The organism is Paracoccus tibetensis (genome assembly GCF_900102505.1).
GTDB classification, from domain to species: Bacteria; Pseudomonadota; Alphaproteobacteria; order Rhodobacterales; family Rhodobacteraceae; genus Paracoccus; species Paracoccus tibetensis.
Genome location: NZ_FMVT01000007.1, coordinates 184,583 through 204,714 on the forward strand (window position 1 = coordinate 184,583; position 20,132 = coordinate 204,714).

Here is a 20,132-nt window from a genome sequence, read left to right on the forward strand (position 1 = left end):
CGTCATGAATATGCAAATGGGCGAGGCAGTCCCTTATGCTTGTTCAAACTCATTCTGCTGCGGGATAAATGGTAAATAAAGCTGTACTTGAAGCTAATCGTTTTTCAGACAAAACAAACATTAACTCGCTCTAAAGTATAGTAGCTCGCGTTCCCGCAGCTTCAAGTTAACATTTAGTTCAAATTCTAACGACCCGATGCTAGGCATTGCGCATCGGGGCCTGAACGGCCTCGTGTCGAAAAGCCGGCACGCCGACGGGCGTGCCACGCCAGCAACAAGACCCAATTATTACATGGTCTTGCCGCCGGCGCCGCTGTCCGACCTTCGCCGGCCTGCAACCGCGTGCACCTTGCGCGCTCGGTCTTTGGCTATTCAAGCATCCGGCCTCGGCAATATGCGCCGCAGGTCAAAGCGGAGCATTTTCCGTGCCGATTACCCTTTCGAACGTCGTCGCCGTCCGCCTGCCTAATCTTTTAACTCTCGATCTCTCTTCCGATGCCCGCACGACGCTGCAGCGGACCGACCAGCAGCCCTCGATGAACCGCCAGACCGGCGATCTGACGGCCCTCGACCCGAACAATGACGGGGTCCTGAGCCGCGGCGAGACGCTGAGCCACCAGAACCACAATTTCGGCGCGACCGACCCGGTCCCGAACCTGACCAACGCCCCGATCCTGGGCGTCGGCTCGGCAAGCACGACGCTGAAGAACGGCACTCTCGTCAGCTACAAGGTCATCTGGGTCCAGCAGGGCGACGCGCAGTTCCTGCTGTTTCCCGAAACGCCTCCGGGCCAGGTGGACAAGCTCTTCACGGACGGCACGGTCAACCTGAGCTTCCGGGCGGCCAACAATCCGGCTCCTCCCCCGCCGCCCCCGCCGCCGCCGCCGCCCCCGCCGCCCCCGCCGCCGCCGCCGCCCCCGCCGCCCCCGCCGCCGCCGCCGCCCCCGCCGCCGCCGGTCGATCCCGAGCCGCCGGTCGAGCCTCCGGTGGACCCCGAAGATCCGCCGCCGCCGCCGCAATGCTTCACCGCCGGCACGCTGATCGTCACCGATCGCGGCGAGGTTCCGGTCGAGACGCTGCAGCCCGGCGACCTGGTCATGACCCGCGACCGCGGCCTCCAGCCGCTGCGCTGGATCGGAGGCACGCAGCTTGACGCGATCGACCTGGCGCAGCATCCGAACCTGCGGCCGATCCGCATCAAGGCGGGCGCGCTTGGCGGCGGCCGTCCTGCGACGGACCTTCTCGTCTCGCCGCAGCACCGGGTGCTGGTGCGCTCGGTCATCGCGCGCAAGATGTTCGGCACGCTGGAGGTGCTGGTCGCGGCCAAGCAGCTGGTGCTGCTGGACGGTGTCGACGTGGCCGAGGACCTGGACGGGGTGCATTACCTCCACATGCTGTTCGACCGGCATGAGATCGTCACCTCGAACGGGGCCGAGACCGAGTCGCTCTTCACCGGCCCCGAGGCCATGAAGGGCGTCGGCGAGGCGGCGCGGGCCGAGATCGCGGCGCTGTTCCCGATGCTGCTCGAGGACGACTTCCGCCCGCAGGCGGCGCGTCCTCTGATCTCGGGCCGGATGGGCCGGAAGATGGCGCAGCGCCACCACCAGAACGGCAAGGCCCTGACCGCCTGACCGTCATGCTCGATCCGGAAGCCCCCCCCGCGGGGCTTCCGACAGGCCGCGTGTTCAACAGTCTTGCGGGATGTTGAACACGCGGCTAGCTTCGGGCCATGCCGAAGCGTCACTCTGCCCTCGCCCATGCGGCCTATCACGACCTGCTGCGCGCGCTGCGCGAGGAGGGGCTGCGCGATCTGCGCGGCACGCCCACCCTCGTGCGCCGCGGCGGCCGGGGCTACTGGTATGACAGCTTCCGCGTCGGCATCGAGGTGCAGAAGCGCTATCTCGGCGAGGACACGCCCGAGATGTCGGCGCGAATGGAAGCCGCCCGCGCCGGGAAAGCGCCGGCCGAGGCGCGGCGTCGCGAGCGGGCGCGTCTGGTGCGGCTGCTGCGGGCCGAGGGGTTCCTCGGCCTCGATCCGACCACGGGCAGCCTGATGGCGGCTCTGGCCGGGGCGGGGGTGTTCCGCCTTGGCGGCACCGTGGTCGGCACGCATGCCTTCCGGCTCTACGAGGGCGAGCTGAACCGCGCTCTCGGGTTCGAGCAGACGGCGCAGACGGATGACATCGACATCGCCAGCTTCGAGCGGCTGTCGCTGGCGCTGGAGGACGCGGCGGCGCCCCCGGTGGCCGAGGTTCTGGCGGGCTTCGACTTCGCGCCTGCGCCGAGCCTCGAGCCGGGGCGGACCTGGCGCTGGCGGCAGAGCAGCGGCAACGCGCTGGTCGAGTTCCTGACGCCAGCCTTCGCCGAGGAGGGGCTGCGCGATCTGCCCGCGCTTGGCGTGCAGGCGCAGGCGCTGCGGCATCTGAACTACCTCATCGCCGAGCCGATCCCGGCCGCCATCCCCTATCGCAGCGGCGTCCTGGTGCAGATCCCCCGCCCCGAGCGCTTCGCGATCCACAAGCTGATCGTCTCGGAGCGGCGGCGGGGCGAGGACCGGGGCAAGGCCGCCAAGGACCGCGCGCAGGCGGCTTGGCTGATCGCCGCCCTGGCCGAGGACCGGCCAGAGGATCTGGCCGAGGCGCTGGAAGAGGCGCAGGCGCGCGGGCCGCGCTGGCGGGCGCGCATCGAGGCGGCGCAGGCGCGGATGCCCTCAAGCGCGGCGCTGCTGGCGGGGCTTTAGTCTTCGCGTCGCCGCGGTCGCCGGTGGGTGACGAGCGGCCCGGAAAAAGGTCCAGTGGACCTTTCTCGGCGATCAACGGCGAAGCCCTGCCCCCCGGACCCCCCGAGGACACTTGCGCACAGAAGATTGGCAGGAGGGGGTGCATGGCATCAGCGTCGTGAATCGGTCGGGCTCTGGCGATTCATGAAAGTCGTTGGACAGGGGAGCGGTGGCGGGTCAGGCTGGGGGCATGGAGAGCTATCTCACCCGTCGCGACGCTCATCGCAACATGGCGCGCTTCTATGCACTGGAGATCGCGCCCGACCTCTTCGGCGGCGCGGTGCTGGTGCGGCATTGGGGCCGGATCGGGACCGGCGGACAGGCGCGGCGGCAGTGGTTCGCCGCCGCCGCCGAGGCGCGGGCCGAGGCCGCGCGCTGGCGGGCGCTGAAGGAGCGGCGCGGCTATGCGGCCGAGGGGGCGCCGGCATAGGCCGACAGCACCGCCCGCACGCCCTCTTGGTGGAGGCGGGTGAGTTGGCGGCTGAAGGCCTCGGTCAGGCGCGGGTTCTCGCCGAGATCGCCGAAGACGGCGCGGTTCCGGAGGAAGGCGGCCGGGTTGTCGCGGGCGGCAACGGCATGCGTGCGCAGGATGTCCGCATTGTCGTCGTTGGGCGGGATCGGCGTGCCGTCCTCGGCTCTGCCTTCGCAGTAGCGGCACCAGAAGGCCAGTTCCAGCGCGAGGCCGTCGATCAGGGCACCGGCGCTCAGGCGGTCGCGCAGGGTCGGCAGGATGAATTTCGGCTGCCGGTTCGAGCCGTCGAGGCAGAGGCGCGGGATCGTGTCGCCGATCTCGGGGTTCGAGAAGCGGCTGACGATGAGGGCGAGGTAGTCGTCATAGCTGACGTTGGGGATGGGCTGGAGGGTCGGGATGATCTCGACCTGTTCCAGCGTCTTCAGCCAGGCGGCGATCTGCGGGTCGGCCATGGCGTCGTGGACGAAGTGGTGGCCGAGCAGCGCGGAGGGGTAGGCGATGGCGGCGTGGCCGCCATTGAGGATTCGCAGCTTCATCAGCTCGTGGCGCGAGACGTCGGAGACAAACTCGGCGCCGACCTCCTCGAGGGCCGGGCGGCCTTGGGGGAAGTTGTCCTCGAGCACCCATTGGCGGAAGGGCTCGCAGACGACCGGGGCGGCGTCATGGATGCCGAAGCGATCCTGGACCAGCGCGCGTTCGCGCTCGCCCGTGGCGGGGGTGATGCAGTCGACCATCGAGTTGGGGAAGGCGACGTTCTCGTGGATCCAGTCCGCGAAGGCGGGATCGGACCGCCGGGCGAGGCCGGTGACGGTGCTTGCGCAGACATGGCCGTTTTCCGGCAGGTTGTCGCAGGACATGACGGTGAAGGGAGGCGTGCCGGCCTGTCGGCGGGCGCTGAGGGCCTTGAGGATCATGCCGAAGACGCTGCGCGGGGCGTCGGGTCGCGCGGCGTCGTGGGTCATGTCGGGATGGGCCGCGTCGAAGCTGCCGCCGGCATCAAGGTAGTAGCCACCTTCGGTGATCGTCAGCGAGACGATGCGAATGGCGGGGTCGGACATCGCCGCGACCGTCGCGGCAGGGTCGACGGGCACGAAGCCCGTCATCGAGCCGAGGATGCGGGCCGAGAGGCCGTTGGGGTCCAGCTCGACCAGGGTCGTCAGCCAGTCCTGCGCCTCGAGCCGCTCGCGCATTAGCGCATCGCCAGGGCGCACGCCCGCGCCGAGGATCGCCCAGTCATGGTCGCGGCCCACTTCGAACAGGCGGTCGAGATACCAAGCCATGTGGGCGCGGTGGAAGTTGCCGATGCCGACATGGAGGATGCCGGGCTTCAGGGCGGCGCGGTCGTAGCCGGGGCGGGCGATGGCGGCATCGAGCCGCGGCAGGGCGGCTTCGGAAAGGGGCAGGGGCATGGTCGTGTTCCTTGAAGGGGCGGATCAGGCGATCCGCAGGCCCTGGTCGTCGAAGCGGTGGATGCGGGCGGGATCGGGCGTCAGCCAGACCGTGTCGCCGTGGTAGAGTTCCAGATCGCCGCCGGCGCGGACGGTGATCGTCTCGGCAAGGCCGGTGTCCTCGACATAGAAGAAGGTGTCGCTGCCGAGATGTTCGCTGACGCCGACGCGGCCCTTCCAGGCGCCCCCGGTCGGGGAGACATGGATATGCTCGGGGCGCACGCCGATGGTGGCGGCGCCATGCTGCGCGGCCACCGCCCCCGTCAGCAGGTTCATCTTCGGGCTGCCGATGAAGCCGGCGACAAAGAGGTTCTTGGGCGCCTTGTACAGTTCCATCGGGCTGCCAACCTGCTCGATCCGGCCGGCCTGCAGGACGACGATCTTGTCGGCCATGGTCATCGCCTCGACCTGGTCGTGTGTGACATAGACCATCGTCGTCTTCAGGCGGTTGTGCAGCTCGGAGATTTCCAGCCGCATCCCGACGCGCAGGGCGGCATCCAAGTTCGACAGCGGCTCGTCGAAAAGGAAGGCCGAGGGCTCGCGCACGATGGCGCGGCCGATGGCGACACGCTGGCGCTGGCCGCCCGACAGCTGGCCGGGGCGGCGGTCCAGATAGGCGGTGAGGTTCAGCGCCTTCGCGGCAGCCTCGATCCGGCGGTTCTGTTCGTCCTGCGGGATGCCAGCCATGCGCATGGGGAAGGCGATGTTCTTGCGGACCGACATATGCGGGTAGAGCGCGTAGGACTGGAACACCATCGCGAGGCCGCGCTTGGCCGGGGCAAGGTCGGTGGCGTCCTTGCCGTCGATCAGGATGCGGCCGCCGGACGTGTCTTCCAGCCCCGCAATCAGGCGCAGCAGGGTGGACTTGCCGCAGCCCGAGGGGCCGACGAAGACCACGAACTCGCCGTCGTTGATGTCGAGGTCCAGCGGCGGGATGACCTCCACGTCGCCAAAGCGCTTGGTGACGTTTTCAAGCATGATGCGTCCCATGGTTGGTCCCTTTATTTCACCGCGCCGAAGGTCAGGCCGCGGACGAGTTGCTTCTGGCTGAACCAGCCAAGGATCAGGATCGGCGCGATGGCCATGGTCGAGGCCGCCGAAAGTTTCGCGTAGAAGAGCCCCTCGGGCGAGGAATAGGACGCGATGAAGGCCGTCAGCGGCGCCGAGCGGGCGGCGGTCAGGTTCAGCGTCCAGAACGCCTCGTTCCACGCGAGGATGACGTTGAGCAGCAGCGTCGAGGCGATGCCGGGGACGGCCATCGGGGTCAGGACATAGAGGATCTCGGACCGCAGGGTGGCGCCGTCCATGCGCGCGGCCTCGAGGATCTCGCCGGGGATCTCGCGGAAATAGGTGTAGAGCATCCAGACGATGATCGGCAGGTTGATCATCGTCAGAACGCCGACCAGCAGGATGCGGCTGTCCAGAAGCCCGGTGTCGCGGGCCAGAAGGTAGATCGGGACGAGGACGCCCACGGCCGGCAGCATCTTCGTGGACAGCATCCACATCAGGATGTTGCGTGTCCCGCGCCCCGGCACGAAGGCCATCGACCACGCCGCCGGGATCGCGATGATCAGCCCGATCAGCGTCGAGCCGACCGAGATGATGACCGAGTTCCAGAAGTGCCGGAAGTAGTTCGAGCGTTCCTGAACGGCGGTGTAGTTCTCGAGCGTCCAGTCGAAGTTCCACAGGCGCGGCGGCATGGCGATGGCCTGCGCCTCGGGCTTGAAGCTGGTCAGGACCGTCCAGAAGATCGGGAAGAAGATCAGCAGGCCGACGGTCCATGCGATCAGCGTGGTCGCGGCCTTGCGGCGGGTCGAGGCGGCTCGGGCCATGGGATGCTCCTACGCGTCGAGGTTCTTGCCGATCATCCGCATCAGGAAGATCGCGACGATATTGGCGAGGATGATGGCGACGACACCGCCGGCCGAGCCGAGGCCCACGTCGAACTGCAGCAGCGACTGCATGTAGACGAGGAAGGTGAGGTTGGTGGAGGCCGTGCCGGGCCCGCCATTGGTGGTCACCAGGATCTCGGCGAAGATCGACAGAAGGAAAATCGTCTGGATCAGGATCACCACGGTGATCGCGCGGGCGAGGTGCGGAAGGGTGATGAACCAGAAGCGCGAGAGGGGGCCGGCCCCGTCCATCTCGGCCGCCTCCATCTGTTCGCTGTTCAGCGACTGCAGCGCGGTCAGCAGGATCAGCGAGGCGAAGGGCAGCCATTGCCAGGAGACGATGCCGATGATCGAGGCGAGCGGCGCCTGCGTCAGGAAGTCGTAGGGCTGCAGGCCAAGCACGCGGGCGAGATAGGCGAAGATGCCGTTCACCGGGTTCATGAACATGTTCTTCCAGACCAGCGCCGAGACGGTGGGCATCACGAAGAACGGCGCCAGCACCAGCAGCCGCACGATGTTCTGGCCCCAGAACGGCTGGTCCAAGAGCAGCGCGACCAGGATGCCGCCGATGGTGGTGATCATCAGGACACCGCCGACGAGGACCAGCGTGTTGCGCATCGCCGGCCAGAAGGCGGGGTCGGTGAAGAAGTAGCGGTAGTTCTCGAAGCCCGCCCAGCTTTCCATTCCCGGCATCAAGAGGTTGTAGCGCAGGAACGAGAAATAGAGCGTCATCGCCAGCGGCACGATCATCCAGCCCAGGAGCAGGAGAACGGCTGGCGAGATCATCAGCCTTGCGGCCGTGCGGGACGCCTTGGTGGACATGGGGAACCTCTCCCGATGGCGGCGCGCGTGGTGCGGCCGGACTTGGGTATTTGGGCAACGAAGAAGGTGGATCACTGTCCGGGGCCGGCAGGGGCTGCCGGTCCCGTAGGTCAAATCGTCCGGGGCGGGCTGGAGGAGGGATCGCCCGCCCCGGATCGGCGCCTCTTGTCGGGCGCTTACTTCGGATAGCCCGCGCGGCTGATCTCGCGCTGCGTCAGCTGCTGGGCGTTGTTCAGCGCCTGCTGAACGTCGCCCTGGCCCGCCAGGGCCGCTGAGAACTGCTGGCCGACGGCCGTGCCGATGCCTTGGAACTCGGGGATCGCGACGAACTGGCCGCCGCTATAGGGCGTCTCCTGCACCGAGGACTGCGAGGTGTTCGCGGATTCGATCGCGGTCAGGGTCATGGCGGCGAAGGGCGCGGCCTCTTGATATTCCGCGCTGTCATAGAGCGAGCGGCGCGTGCCCGGAGGGGCGGCGGCCCAACCTTGCTCCTGCGCCACCAGTTCGGAATAGCCGCGCGAGGTCGCCCAAGCGATGAACTCCTTCGCGGCGTCCTGGTTCTGGCTGGAGGCCGGGATCGCCAGCGACCAGGTCCAGAGCCAGTTGCCGTGGTTGTCCACGCCTTCCTTGTTCGGGAACTGGGCGAAGCCCACGCTGTCCGCGACGGTCGAGTCGGTCGGGTTGGTCACGAAGCTGGCGGCGACGGTGGCGTCGATCCAGATGCCGCACTGGCCCTGCTGGAACAGCGACAGGTTCTCGTTGAAGCCGTTGTTCGAGGCGCCCGGAGGGCCGAACTGGGTCATCATGTCCACGTAATCCGTCGCGGCCTCGGTCCATTCCGGGCTGTCGAACTGCGGGTTCCACTCCATGTCGAACCAGCGGGCGCCGTAGCTGTTGGCCATGGCGGTCAGGAAGGCCATGTTCTCGCCCCAGCCCGCCTTGCCGCGCAGGCAAATGCCGTAAACGCCGTTCGCCTGATCCGTCATCGCCTCGGCGGCGGTGCGGATGTCGGTCCAGGTCGGGCTGTCCGGGATGGTGACGCTGGCCGCTTCGGCCAGGTCCGTGCGGTACATGACCATCGCGGATTCGGCGTAGAAGGGCGAGGCGTAGAGCGTGCCGTCCACCGACAGCGCGTCAGCGACCGGCTCCAGCAGGTCGTCCGGCTCGAAGCTCTCGGGCATGTCGTTCAGCGGCACCAGCCAGTTCTGCGCGGCCCAGATCGGGACCTCGTAGTTGCCGATGGTCAGAATGTCGTACTGGCCGCCTTGCGTGGCGATGTCGGTGGTCACGCGCTGGCGCAGCACGTTCTCTTCCAGCGTCACCCATTCCAGCGTGATGTTCGGGTGCTGCGCGGTGAAGTCCTGCGTCAGCCCCTGCATGCGGATCATGTCGCCGTTGTTCACGGTCGCGATGGTCAGCGTGACGTTCTCCTGCGCGCTGGCGATCCCGCCGGCGGCGCATAATGCCGTAGCGCCCAAAAGAGCGCGCATCGTCCTGTTCATGAAATCCTCTCCCCTGCGGCCGGAAAGATGATGGGCATTTGCCCGGCCGATGGGCAATTATTCATCACGCAGGGGTGAGATGTCAACATACATGCAACATCTGCCCGCGCGGCGGGTTCCTTCGCTTGTTCAGCAGGAAAGGGGATCAGCCGAGCAGCTTCTCGGCCGTGGCTTCCGAGGTGATGAGCCCGTTCACCAGCCGCCCGCGCAGCGCCGCGCGAATCGCCGGCAACTTGGTCTGGCCCGAGGCGAGGGCGATGACCGGGCGTTCGGGCGCGCGGGGCAGGGGGGCCGAGGCGACGCGGCGGTTGTAGGCGCAGTCCAGCACCTGCCCCTCGGCATCATAGACCCAGGAGGTGATCTCGCCCACCGCGCCCGCCGCCATCATCTCGGCCATCTCGGGCGCGGGCAGGAAGCCGTCCACGTGCAGCGGCGCCGTCTCGCCCATCTGGCCGATGCCCACCATCGACAGGTCGGCCCGGGCGCAGAGGGCGATGGTGTTGCGCGCGGCGGGCTGGGCCTGCATCGCCGCCAGCGCCTCGGGCGAGGGGGCGAGGACCGGCAGCGGAAAGGGATAGTGCGGCGCGCCGACCCGCTCGGCCAGGCGGATCGTGGCGTTGTAGGCGGTGGCCGAGCCGTCCTCCATCATGTTGCCGAGGCGCGAGACGATGATGTGCTGGGGGCAGTTCATGCGCGGCAGCTGCTCGACCATCGCGCGCAGGTTGCGGCCGGTGCCGAGGCTGACGATCTTCTGTTCGGGCGCGCTCAGCAGCCGCTCCAGCAGGGCGGCGGCGGCGATGGCAATGCCGGTCAGCAGGTCCGGCGCCTCGGGGTCCGAAGGCACCACCTCGCAGGTGCCGAGGCCGAATCGCTCGGTCAGCGCGGCCGCCAAGTCCATGCAGCGCCCGATCGGATGGTCGAGGCGCACCTTCACCAGGCGCTCGGCCACGGCTGTCGCGACCAGCCGCTGCGCCGTCTGCCGGCTGACGCCCAGCTTGCGCGCGATCTCGTCCTGCGTGTTGCCCGCGACGTAGTAGAGCCAGCCTGCCCGTGCCGCATCGTCCAGCCGCGCCGATTCCGGCGTGAAGCGCCCCCCGCTCATGCCTCCAGCTCCGCCAGCAGGGCGGGGAAGTCGGCCCAGTCCGAGAAGCTGCGGACCCCGGGCGGGGCGGGCTGGCCGGCCATGTGCCCCCCGCCCGCGTAGTGCAGCACCCGCATCCCGGCAGCCTCGGCGGCGGCAAGGCCCGGGGCACTGTCCTCGATCACCAGGCAGGCGGCCGGGGCCGCGATCATCCGCGCCGCGGCGAAGAGAAAGAGGTCCGGCGCCGGCTTGCCGCGCGCCACCTGGCTGGCGGTGAAGACATCGGCCCCGAACTGCGCGTCCAGCCCCAGCAGCTGCAACGTGCGCGCCACGCGCGGCGGGCTGGACGAGGTCGCGACGCAGACCCGCCGCCCGGTCAGCCCCGCCAGCATCGCGGCGAAGCCCGGCGTCGGGCGCAGCGCCTCCTCGAACCGGGCCAGGAGGCGGCTGCGATAGCTGGCCTCAAAATCGGCGGGCAGGGCGCGGTCGAAGCGGGCGCGTATGCTGGCGGCGACGGTCGGGAAACTGCGGCCGAGGAAGTCGCGGCGCACGTCCTCGGGCGTGATGGCCACGTCCAGCGCGGCGAGCTGGGCGATCAGCACCTCGGCCGACAGGATCTCGCTGTCGGCGATGACGCCGTCGCAATCGAAGATGATCAGCTCGACCTGCATCCGCCCCCTCTGGTCCTGACGGTTCGGGCATAGACCGGAACGGGGGCCGCGGGAAGCGGAGGCGCCGTGTTCAACAAATCCTATGACTGTTGAACACGCGCCTGCACCGACCGGCGCGTGCAGCGCCCCCTGCGACCTCACGCCCCGAGGGAGCCGTGCAACTGGACGGGGCGGCGGATTTCTGCCAATATCGGACGCTCCTGAGGTCGGCCGCCGCCTGCCGTCCGTTTCCGCGACCCCGAAGGACCGATCGCCCGTTTTGACCTATGCCCCGCCGACGCATGCCACCCCGGCACCGGACCCGATGCCGCTTTGCCCGCCCCCCGGCCCCCGCTATCCGGCCTTCAAGCGGCGCGTGCCCGAGCGGCTGTTCTACCTGGTCCCCGCGCTCATGTGGCTGGCGCTGTCGCTGCGCCACGGCAGCCTGACCCTGCCGACCGCTGCCAATCCCTCGATGGAAGCGGGCGGCCTTTGGGGTGAGAGCAAGTCGCAGGGGCTGGACCTCTTCGGGCCGCGGGGGCGGCGGCGCATCGCCCGCTTCGCCCGCGTCACCTGCGGCAGCGACCCCGAGGCGACCACCCGCGCGGCGCTGGCGGCGCTGTCGGCCGAGGCGCTGTCCTTCCCGGTCGTCGCAAAGCCCGACCGCGGCTATCAAGGCTGGGGCGTGCGGCTGATCCGCAACGAGGCCGAGCTGTCCGACTACCTGCGCCTGCAGCCCGAGGGCACGCTGGTCCTTCTGCAGGTGCTGATCGAGATGCAGGGCGAAGCGGGGATCTTCTACATCCGTGAGCCGGGGCAGACGCGCGGGCGGATCGTCTCGATGGCGCTGGTCTTCGCGCCTCATGTTATGGGCGACGGGCGGCGCAGCGTCGAGCAGCTGGTCGCCGCCGACAGCATTCTGGCCCCCAACGCGCCCATTTACCGCCAGCGCCATCCCGAGGACTGGGACCGCGTCCTGCCCGAGGGCGCCTATCACCGGCTGACCAATGCCCGCAGCGCCCGGCTCGGCGCGGTCTATCTCGATGCGCTGGACCAGGTGACGCCGGCGCTGACGCGGGCCATCGACGAGATCTCGCGCGAGATCCCCGACTTCCACTTCGGCCGCTTCGACATCCGCTTCGAGAGCCTGACCTCGCTGCGCGAGGGGCGCGCCTTCTGCATCGTCGAGCTGAACGGCGCCGGGGCCGAGATGCTGCACATCTGGGCCGGCACCGGGCGGCTTTGGGACGCGTGGCGCACGCTCTGGCGGCAGTACCGCACGCTCTTCGCCATCGGCGCCGAGATGCGGCGGCGGGGGCATCGGCCGGTGGGCTTGCGCGGGATGATCCGCCTCCAGCGCCGGCAGGAGGCGCTGCGCCGCATCTATCCGCCCAGCAGCTGACGCCGCCTTGCCGATGCGGCCGTCTGCCCCTTGCGCGCGCCGCGCCCCGGAGGAAGACTGGAGCCGTCACATGCAGGCCCGCCTATGATCGCAGATCTTCCCCATTGCCCGCCCCCCGGCGAGGTGCTGACCATCCCCGCCCCCGAACCGGGCTTTGCGGACGGGGCGCTCAGCTTCGTGCTCGAGCCGTTCCAGCCGCTGCGCGAGCAGCTGACCGCGATCACCGGGATCGGGCTGGAGCCGGACGCCGACTGGCCCGAGGCCGAGGGGCGCGCCGTCCGCCGCGTGACCATCCCCGCCACGAGCCTTGCCGAGGACGCGCAGCTTGGCTTTCTGGCCGCCGGGCGACCCGGCGGGCAGCGCGTTGTCTTCCTGCACGGCTCGCCGGGCCTCGGCGAGGAGTGGGACCGCTTCCTCGTCGACGTGCCGGCGGGGCGCTACTACCTCGCCCCCGACCGCCCCGGCTTCGGCGCCAGCGACGCCGCGCCCGCCCCCGAACTGGCCGCGCAGGCCGAGGCCGTGCTGCCGCTGCTGGGCCCCGAGGGCGCCCCGCCCGCCGTCCTCGTCGGCTATTCCTTCGGCGGCCCGGTCGCGCTGCGGCTGGCGGCCGACCACCCGGACCGGGTGGCGGGGCTGGTCCTGATCGGCAGCGCGGCCGACCCGGTGATGGAAGAGATCGATCCGCTGCAGGAAATCGCCGCCCTCGACTTTTTCGCCCAGCTTCTGCCGGCGGAACTCGCCAGCTCGAACGCCGAGCTGATCGCCCTCGGCCCGGAACTGGAGGCGCTGGCCCCCGCGCTGCCACGCCTCGATCTGCCGGTGGTGATCGTGCAGGGCGATTCGGACAACCTCGTGCCGGCGGACAACGCCGACTACCTGCGCGGGCTGATGCCGCAGGCGCGCACGGTGATGATCGAGGCGGCGGACCACTTCCTGCCCTGGACGCATCCCGACCTTCTGAAGGACGCGCTGGATTGCGTGCTGGCCGAGGCGCTGCCTCTCCCGGCGTCGCAGGTCGAGGGCGCGGCGCGTGTCCCGGCTCAGCCGCTGGCCGCGTCCTTGGCCAAATAGCGCCGCGCGGCCCACCGGCCCGCCGCCACGACGACGATGAGCAGCAACGCCATGACGGCCCAGGCCCAGTTGCCGAGCCAGTCGAAGAGCACGAGGTTCAGTCCGAAGACGCCGAAGAACAGCACCAGGATGTAGACCGCCGCGATCAGCCCGTTGATCAGCGCGAAGCGGCGGAAGCCCACGCCCAGAAAGCCCGAGGCGACGAAGATCGGAAACAGCAGCCACGGGATCAGCCGCGCCAGCAGGCCGGCGGGCCAGGCGCCCCGGTCCAGCAGCTGCCGCCCCCGTAACAACGTCGCCGCGTCGATCCAGCCGCGGATGCGCCGGCTGCGCCCGGCCAGCGCGCCGATCGCGTAGAGCGTCCAGTCGCTGACGATCATCCCGGTCGAGATCGCGGCCAGCGCCAGCGCCGCCGACATCTCGCCCGAGGCGGCGAGCGCCGCGCCGGTCAGGATCGCCGCCTCCTCCAGCACGAAGGGGGCAAGGAACAGCAGCAGCGCCAGAACGGCGGGATTGCCCAGATATTGCTCGATCAGCGCCTCCAACGGGGCCTCCCTGCCGTGTCTTTCCCTGCAACTCCCCGCTTAAGGACCGGGGCGCGGGCGCGCAAGGCGGGGCCGAAACGGCGCGCGCCGCGTTGTCGGCGGGCAGGAACCGCGCAGGCGGGGCAACACGGAGGCGGCATGGACCGCGACGACGAGGATTACGGCCGGCCGGTTCCGGCGGGACGGCTGGCGCGGGCGGCGCGAATGGGGGCGCTGGCCGGCGGGATCGGCGGTCGCGCCCTCGCCGGCGGGCTGGCGCGGCTGGCGACGGGCCGGCGGCCGCGCGCCGCCGAGCTGCTGCTGACGCCCGCCCATGCCGCCCGCATCGCCGGCCAGCTGGCAGGGATGCGCGGGGCGGCGATGAAGCTGGGCCAGCTGGTCTCGATGGATGCCGGAGAGTTCCTGCCGCCCGAGATGACCGCGATCCTCGCCCGCCTGCGCGAGGGGGCCGAGCCGATGCCGCCGCGCCAGCTGCGCGCGCAGCTGGACCGGGCCTGGGGGCAGGGCTGGCTGCGCCACTTCGCCAGCTTCGCGCCCCGCCCCATGGCCGCGGCCTCGATCGGGCAGGTGCACCGGGCGCAGACGAAGGATGGCTGCGATCTTGCGATCAAGGTGCAGTATCCGGGCGTCGCCGCCAGCATCGACAGCGACATCCGCAACCTTGGCCTGCTGCTGCGGATGCCTGGCCTTCTGCCCGAGGGCATCGACCTGCCGCCCCTGCTCGAGGAGGCCCGCGCCCAATTGCGGGCCGAGGCCGACTACCTGCGCGAGGCCGACCAGATGCGCGCCTATGCCGGGCTGCTGGCCGGACGGTCCGAGTTCGCGCTGCCCGCGCCGGTGCCCGAGTTCTGCACGCCCGAGGTGCTGGCGATGACCTTCGTGCCGGGCGATCCGATCGAAACGCTGGAGGCGCAGCCGCAGGCCGTCCGCGACCGCGTCGCGCATGACCTGGCGCGGCTGGTCCTTGACGAGCTGTTCGCCTTCAACCTGATGCAGACCGACCCGAACTTCGCCAACTATCGCTGGCAACCCGAGACCGGCCGGATCGTGCTGCTGGATTTCGGCGCGACGCGCAGCTTCTCGCAGGCGCTCGGCCCGCGCTTCCGCCGGTTGCTGGCGGCCGCGCTGTCGGGCGAGCGCGCGGCGATCCGCGCCGCCGCCATCGAGATCGGCTATTTCCGTGAGGAGACCGCCCCCGCGCACCAGGACGCCCTGCTGGAGATGATGGAGATGGCCTTCGCGCCGCTGCGCCAGCCGGGCCTTTTCGATCTGGCGGGCACCGACATTCCCCACCGCATCAGCGATCTGGCGATGCAGATGGCCCGCACCCGCAGCCGCGCCGAGATGCCCCCGCCCGAGGTGCTGTTCCTGCACCGCAAGTTCGGCGGTCTCTACCTGCTGCTGGCGCGGCTGCGCGCGCGGGTCGACCTGACCGACCTGGTGCGGCCCTATCAGACCAGCTGATCCTGCCGCGCCGTGCCCTGCGGCATCAGGGTCGATAGCGCCGCGATCTGCCGGTGCAGGCGGTCCGAGGTCTCGCGCCCGCCCGGCGCGCCGCGGGCGTCGGCCTCCAGCTCGATCAGCAGGCGGTGCATGTGCGACAGGCCCGCCACCGCCGCCGAGCCGGCCAGCCGGTGCGCCAGCCGCGCCAGCTCCTCCAGCCGGGTCGAGTCGTCGGCCATCTCGGCCATCTGGCTGAGCCCGCATTCCAGATCGCCAAGCAGCCGCTGCAACACGGTCTCGGCCGTGGCGGGGCCGAGCGTCTCGGCCAGCGCCTGCCGCGCGGCGTTCAGGGCCTCGGCGGGGCCGGGCTCGGCCGGAGGAGGGGGCAGGGCCGCGGCGGGTTCGGGGCTTGCGATGTTGCCAAAGCGCGCCAGCAGGTCGTCCAGCTGCTTTAGCGCCAGCGGCTTGGTCAGCACGTCGTCCATGCCGGCCTGCCGGAAGCTCTCCAGCTGATCGGGCAGGGCATGGGCGGTCAGGGCGACGATGGGTGTCGCGGCGTTCAGGCTGCCCTCGCGGATCAGCTTGGTCGCGCCGACCCCGTCCAGCCGGGGCATGCTGATATCCATCAGGATCAGGTCGAAGCGGCGCGACTCGGCGGCATCGACCCCCTCGGTGCCATCGGCCGCCTCGGTCACGTCGCAGCCGCGTCGGCGCAGCATCTCGCGCGCGATCAGGCGGTTGGTCGCGTTGTCCTCGACCAGCAGGACGTCCAGCGGCCGCAGAAGCACGCTGCCCGCGCCTTCGATGACGCCCGCTGCGGGGCGCGGCGCCACGCCGCGCGCGGCGGCAGGGGCGGCGGTCAGCGCGTCCTCGGGCCGCTGCTCGGGCAGGTGCAGGCGGACGCGGAAGATCGAGCCGGTGCCGGGCGCGCTTTCCACCGCCAGATCGCCGCCCATCAGCGCCACCAGCCGCCGCACGATCCCCAGCCCGAGGCCCGAGCCCTCGACCACGCGGTTGTACGAGCTGTCCAGCGTCACGAACTCGTCGAAGATGCGGCCAAGATCGGCGGCGGCGATGCCGATGCCGGTGTCGATCACCCGGAACTCGAGCGTGCCGGTCCCCAGGCTGCGGTCTACCTCGACCCGGACGCTGCCGCCCGAGGTGAACTTCAGCGCGTTGCCGACGAGGTTCATCAGGATCTGGCTCACCCGTCCCGGATCGCCGATCGGCAGGGCCGAGCGGGCGCCGATCACCCGCAGCGTCAGGTTGTTGCTGCGCCGCGCGGCCTCGCTCTCCAGCGCGCCGACGACCTGGGCGGCGATGCGGCCAGGATCGAACATCTCGCTGGCCAGCGTCATCCTGCCGGCATCGGCGCGCGAGATGTCCAGAACGTCGTTCACATGCGTCAGCAGAAGCCGGCCGGAATGCTCCATCACCTCGATGTAGCGGCTCTGCGCGCTGTCGAGCGGCGTCGTCTTCAGAAGGTCGAGCGTGCCGAGCACCCCGTTCAGCGGGGTCCGCATCTCGTGGCTCATGATCGCCAGCATCTGCGCCTTCGCCCGCTCGCCGGCGACGGCGGCGTCGCGGGCCGAGACCAGCGCCGCCTGCTCGGCCAGCCGGCGCGAGATGTCGCGCACGAAGACGACCAGCACCGGGCCGTCATGCCCCGCGGTGCTGGCCAGCGACGCCTCGACCGGGAACAGCTCGCCCGAGCGGCGGCGGGCGAGGGACTGCATCAGCTCGATGCGGATCGGCTCGTCCTGCATGCGGTCGATCAGCCGCTGCAGCGCCCGCTGGCGTTCGTCCGGCACGACCAGCTCCCAGAGCGGCCGTCCGATGGCCTGCTGCTCGGACATGTTCCACATGCGGGTGGCGACGTCGTTGAAGTCGCGGATGCACCCGTCCGGCCCCGTGACGATGATCGCGTCGATCGAGGTGCCCAGCACCGTCTGCATGTGGGCGCGCGTCGCCTCGATCCGCGCGGCCTGCCGCACCGAATCGCGGAAGAGCACGGCCAGCACCCCGACGGCGGTGAGCATGGCCACGAAGAGCAGTCCGACGACCAGCGCCAGATAGGCCAGCGCCTCGTCCAGCTGGCCCCGCTCGCGGTCCGAGCTGGCGGCGAAGACGCGCACTCCCTCCAGCGCGACGGCGCGCAGCTTCGGGCGCAGGGCCGTCGCCTCGTCGATGAGACCGGGCAGCGAGGCCAGAAGCGTCGCGTCCTCGCCGTCGATCAAAGGTGCGGTTCGGTTGAGGAAGACCTGCGCCTGCGCCAGCGCCTCGCCCGCCAGCGGCATCCGGCGCAGATCGTCGAAGCTGGGCGACTGCTCGACCGTGACGATGCGGGAATAGAAGATGTCGAACCGCCGGCGCACCTGGGTCAGCAAGGCGGCGCGGGCGTCCTCGGGCGCGGCGGCGACCTCGTGCATCGCGGTCAGCAGGGTGAGCAGCTCGACCTCGCTCTGGGCCAGCGACCATTGCGTGCTGTTCGCGTTGGCCGCGGCCATGTCGTCGATCTGGCGCCGCGCGGCGTTGCTGGCGGTCCACAGCGCGGCCGAGCCGATCAGCAGGATGACCAGCAGCGCAAGGCCCGTGATGACATAGACAGAGCGCCGCTCGGGCGGTCGATGCATCCGGCCGGCCCTAGTCCTGCGGGGGCATCTGGCGGATGCTCTCGAGCTGCCAGACGCTGCTGGAGAAGATGGATTCGGTGCTGTAGCCGGGCGCGTTGTACGGCCAGACCAGCCACAACGGCCCCTTGTCGCGGACCGACATCTCGGCGCCGTTCATCAGGTAGGCGATCACCGGCCCGTTCCCGGCGGCGTCCTGCTGGACGTCCGCCACGTCCAGGCTGCCAGCGTATTCGTTCAGCGCCGTGGCGCGGACGGTGCCCTCCTCGATCCCGGCATCCGCCAGCAGATCGGCCAGCGGCACGCCGCGAAAGGTCTGCGGCCCGTCGGTCCAGGGGGTCGTGGTGGTGAACTCGGTCGCCTCCATCGCCATCAGCTCGTCGCGGTCATATGTCTGCTCGCCGTCGGCGCCGGTGACGGTCAGCAGCGTCTCGCAGGCCATTGCCGCGTGCAGCGGGGCGGTCACGTAGAGCACGGCAGCCACGGAGAAGTCTCGAATCATCAGCAGTCCTTTGGTGACAGTCTGACGCACAGTGACACATGATGTCGCATCCGGCACTAGACACAAACGTTTATTTGTAGTTGTGGAACTTGTGGCTATTCTCAATTGGTGGTCGTCGTCACGACGGCCGGCACTGCGGATTGCCTGTGCACGTACGACGCTTCGACCTATGCGCTCGCCGGTGTGGTGACAGACATGAAGATTTTGATTGCGGACGATCACGACCTGGTCCGGGACATGCTGGTGCTGTTCCTCGAGAGCCAGGGCCTTGGCCCGGTGGTGGCCGCCGGCTCGGTCGACGGGGCCGAGGCAGCCCTGGCCGCGGCCGAGGGGGACCCGTTCCGGGTCGTGCTTCTGGATTACGACATGCCCGGCATGGACGGGCTGGAGGGCCTTGCCCGTATCCGCAAGTTCGCGGCCCCGGTGCCCGTCGCGATCCTGTCGGGCACGGCCTCGCCTGCCGTCGCGCGGAGTGCGATCGTGGCCGGGGCGCGGGGCTTCCTTCCCAAGACCATGCCCGCCCCCTCGCTGGCAGCCGCGATCCGGCTGATCGTCGGCGGGGATGTCTATGTTCCCTTCTCCTATCTCGACGCGCCCGAGGAGGAGCAGCTGGCCCTCACCACGCGCGAGCAGGAGGTGCTGCAAGGCGTCGCCGGCGGCAAGGCCAACAAGGAGATCGCGCGCGATCTGGGCCTGCAGGAGGTCACGATCAAGCTGCACGTCAAGTCGCTCTGCCGCAAGCTGGGCGCGCGCAACCGCACGCAGGCGGCCATGCTGGCGCGGGACCGGCGCCTGGTCGGCCGCTGAGGCCGCGCGCGGGGCCTGCGGCCGCGACGGGTTGTCGCGCAGCCATGCCTCTGCTTTAGTCTGCCCAAGAACATCATGGGAGGACACGCATGTTCACGCGCATCGCCGCGGCTGCTTCGGCGGCTGCCCTTTTCGCCATGACGCCGCAGGCCAAGGCACAGGATTTCATCAACGTCCTGACCGGCGGCACTTCGGGCGTGTACTACCCGCTCGGCGTCGCCCTGTCCGAGATCTACGCCTCGGGCATCGACGGCGCGCGCACGCAGGTCCAGGCGACCAAGGCCAGCGTCGAGAACCTGAACCTGCTGGCACAGGGCCGCGGCGAGATCGCGTTCGCGCTTGGCGACAGCGTCCAGATGGCGTGGGAGGGCAACGAGGAGGCCGGCTTCCCGCGCCCCCTGACCGAGCTGCGCGCCATCGCCGCGATCTATCCCAACTACATCCAGATCGTCGCGGACGCGGCGGCCGGCGCCACCACGCTGGAGGATCTGCGCGGTAAGACCCTGTCCGTCGGCGCCCCCGCCTCGGGGACCGAGCTGAACGCCCGCGCCATCTTCGAGGCGGCAGGGATGAGCTATGACGACCTGGCGCGCGTGGAATACCTGCCCTACGCGGAATCCGCCGAGCTCATCAAGAACCGCCAGCTCGAGGCGACGCTGCAGTCTTCGGGCCTCGGGGTGGCGTTCATCCAGGACCTGTCGGCGACGCATGACATCACCATCGTCGCCATCCCCGAGGAGGTCGTCACCGCCATCGGCGAGCCCTTCGTCCCGGCAATCATCCCGGCGGGCACCTATGCCGGCATCGACGAGGACATCCCGACCGCCGCCGTCGGCAACATGCTGATCAGCCATGAGGGCGTGAGCGAAGAGACCGCCTATCAGATGACCAAGCTGATGTTCGAGAACCTCGAGCGGATGCGCAGCGCTCATGGCGCGGCAGCGGACATCACCCCCGAGACGGCGCTGGACGGCCTGCCCATCCCGCTGCATCCGGGGGCCGAGCGCTATTATCGCGAAGTCGGCCTGATGCAGTAACGGCGCTTCGGCCCGCGCCCCGTCGACCGGGGCGCGGGCCGGCCTCTCA

At 69.9% G+C, this 20,132-nt stretch carries 18 protein-coding genes; 8 read left to right on the forward strand and 10 right to left on the reverse strand.

All coding sequences use genetic code 11. From position 1 onward, the window contains the following. Nucleotides 1-425 precede the first annotated feature (425 nt). The 3 genes from BLP73_RS19605 (at nucleotide 426) to BLP73_RS11655 (ending at nucleotide 3,209) form a co-directional block, all read left to right on the forward strand. Complete coding sequence (locus tag BLP73_RS19605; protein ID WP_245686640.1) at nucleotides 426-1,631, forward strand: Hint domain-containing protein; 1,206 nt, start codon at nucleotides 426-428, stop codon at nucleotides 1,629-1,631. Between the two features lie 98 nt (nucleotides 1,632-1,729). After that, complete coding sequence (locus BLP73_RS11650) at nucleotides 1,730-2,740, forward strand: nucleotidyltransferase family protein (RefSeq protein ID WP_090744440.1); 1,011 nt, start codon at nucleotides 1,730-1,732, stop codon at nucleotides 2,738-2,740. A 229-nt stretch (nucleotides 2,741-2,969) separates the two neighbouring features. After that, nucleotides 2,970-3,209, forward strand: a complete 240-nt coding sequence (locus tag BLP73_RS11655) for a WGR domain-containing protein (protein ID WP_090744444.1) — start codon at nucleotides 2,970-2,972, stop codon at nucleotides 3,207-3,209. Here BLP73_RS11655 and BLP73_RS11660 read toward each other — a convergent pair. The 7 genes from BLP73_RS11660 to BLP73_RS11690 form a co-directional block, all read right to left on the reverse strand. Then, on the reverse strand, nucleotides 3,182-4,660 hold the full coding sequence (locus tag BLP73_RS11660; RefSeq protein WP_090744447.1) for a mannitol dehydrogenase family protein: 1,479 nt from the start codon (nucleotides 4,658-4,660) through the stop codon (nucleotides 3,182-3,184). The genes BLP73_RS11655 and BLP73_RS11660 overlap by 28 nt on opposite strands. A 24-nt stretch (nucleotides 4,661-4,684) precedes the next feature. Then, a complete protein-coding gene (locus tag BLP73_RS11665; protein WP_090744450.1) occupies nucleotides 4,685-5,689 on the reverse strand; it encodes an ABC transporter ATP-binding protein in 1,005 nt (334 codons plus the stop codon). An 11-nt stretch (nucleotides 5,690-5,700) separates the two neighbouring features. Further along, complete coding sequence (locus BLP73_RS11670; RefSeq protein WP_090744453.1) at nucleotides 5,701-6,531, reverse strand: carbohydrate ABC transporter permease; 831 nt, start codon at nucleotides 6,529-6,531, stop codon at nucleotides 5,701-5,703. Nucleotides 6,532-6,540: 9 nt separating this feature from the next. Then, nucleotides 6,541-7,413 (reverse strand): carbohydrate ABC transporter permease, encoded by an 873-nt coding sequence (locus BLP73_RS11675; protein WP_090744456.1) that lies wholly within the window; start codon nucleotides 7,411-7,413, stop codon nucleotides 6,541-6,543. 176 nt (nucleotides 7,414-7,589) lie between these two features. Continuing rightward, nucleotides 7,590-8,915, reverse strand: a complete 1,326-nt coding sequence (locus tag BLP73_RS11680) for an ABC transporter substrate-binding protein (RefSeq protein ID WP_090744459.1) — start codon at nucleotides 8,913-8,915, stop codon at nucleotides 7,590-7,592. Between the two features lie 145 nt (nucleotides 8,916-9,060). Beyond that, complete coding sequence (locus BLP73_RS11685; protein ID WP_090744462.1) at nucleotides 9,061-10,017, reverse strand: sugar-binding transcriptional regulator; 957 nt, start codon at nucleotides 10,015-10,017, stop codon at nucleotides 9,061-9,063. Next, nucleotides 10,014-10,667 (reverse strand): HAD family hydrolase, encoded by a 654-nt coding sequence (locus BLP73_RS11690; RefSeq protein ID WP_090744465.1) that lies wholly within the window; start codon nucleotides 10,665-10,667, stop codon nucleotides 10,014-10,016. Before BLP73_RS11690 ends, BLP73_RS11685 begins: the two co-directional genes overlap by 4 nt. Before the next feature lie 259 nt (nucleotides 10,668-10,926). Here BLP73_RS11690 and BLP73_RS11695 point away from each other — a divergent pair, with 259 nt between their 5' ends. Both BLP73_RS11695 and BLP73_RS11700 read left to right on the forward strand, forming a co-directional pair. After that, nucleotides 10,927-12,048, forward strand: a complete 1,122-nt coding sequence (locus BLP73_RS11695; RefSeq protein ID WP_245686641.1) for an ATP-grasp domain-containing protein — start codon at nucleotides 10,927-10,929, stop codon at nucleotides 12,046-12,048. A gap of 84 nt (nucleotides 12,049-12,132) precedes the next feature. After that, entirely contained in the window at nucleotides 12,133-13,119 is a 987-nt protein-coding gene (locus BLP73_RS11700; RefSeq protein ID WP_090744468.1) for an alpha/beta fold hydrolase, read from the forward strand. Here the strand turns inward: BLP73_RS11700 and BLP73_RS11705 are convergent. Then, on the reverse strand, nucleotides 13,089-13,664 hold the full coding sequence (locus tag BLP73_RS11705) for a DedA family protein (protein ID WP_090744471.1): 576 nt from the start codon (nucleotides 13,662-13,664) through the stop codon (nucleotides 13,089-13,091). The two genes, BLP73_RS11700 and BLP73_RS11705, sit on opposite strands and share 31 nt — an antisense overlap. Before the next feature lie 138 nt (nucleotides 13,665-13,802). Between BLP73_RS11705 and BLP73_RS11710 the strand changes: the two genes are divergently transcribed. Then, nucleotides 13,803-15,128 carry an ABC1 kinase family protein gene (locus BLP73_RS11710; RefSeq protein WP_175453334.1) on the forward strand — a complete coding sequence of 442 codons (1,326 nt, stop codon included), beginning with the start codon at nucleotides 13,803-13,805 and terminating at the stop codon, nucleotides 15,126-15,128. Here BLP73_RS11710 and BLP73_RS11715 read toward each other — a convergent pair. Further along, nucleotides 15,116-17,740, reverse strand: coding sequence for a hybrid sensor histidine kinase/response regulator (locus BLP73_RS11715; RefSeq protein WP_090744475.1), 2,625 nt, complete (start codon nucleotides 17,738-17,740; stop codon nucleotides 15,116-15,118). The genes BLP73_RS11710 and BLP73_RS11715 overlap by 13 nt on opposite strands. A gap of 10 nt (nucleotides 17,741-17,750) precedes the next feature. Then, complete coding sequence (locus BLP73_RS11720; RefSeq protein ID WP_090744478.1) at nucleotides 17,751-18,239, reverse strand: putative pterin-binding protein; 489 nt, start codon at nucleotides 18,237-18,239, stop codon at nucleotides 17,751-17,753. Nucleotides 18,240-18,434: 195 nt separating this feature from the next. Between BLP73_RS11720 and BLP73_RS11725 the strand changes: the two genes are divergently transcribed. Then, nucleotides 18,435-19,046 carry a response regulator transcription factor gene (locus tag BLP73_RS11725; protein WP_090744481.1) on the forward strand — a complete coding sequence of 204 codons (612 nt, stop codon included), beginning with the start codon at nucleotides 18,435-18,437 and terminating at the stop codon, nucleotides 19,044-19,046. Between the two features lie 89 nt (nucleotides 19,047-19,135). Then, on the forward strand, nucleotides 19,136-20,083 hold the full coding sequence (locus tag BLP73_RS11730) for a TAXI family TRAP transporter solute-binding subunit (RefSeq protein WP_090744485.1): 948 nt from the start codon (nucleotides 19,136-19,138) through the stop codon (nucleotides 20,081-20,083). Nucleotides 20,084-20,132 lie beyond the last annotated feature (49 nt).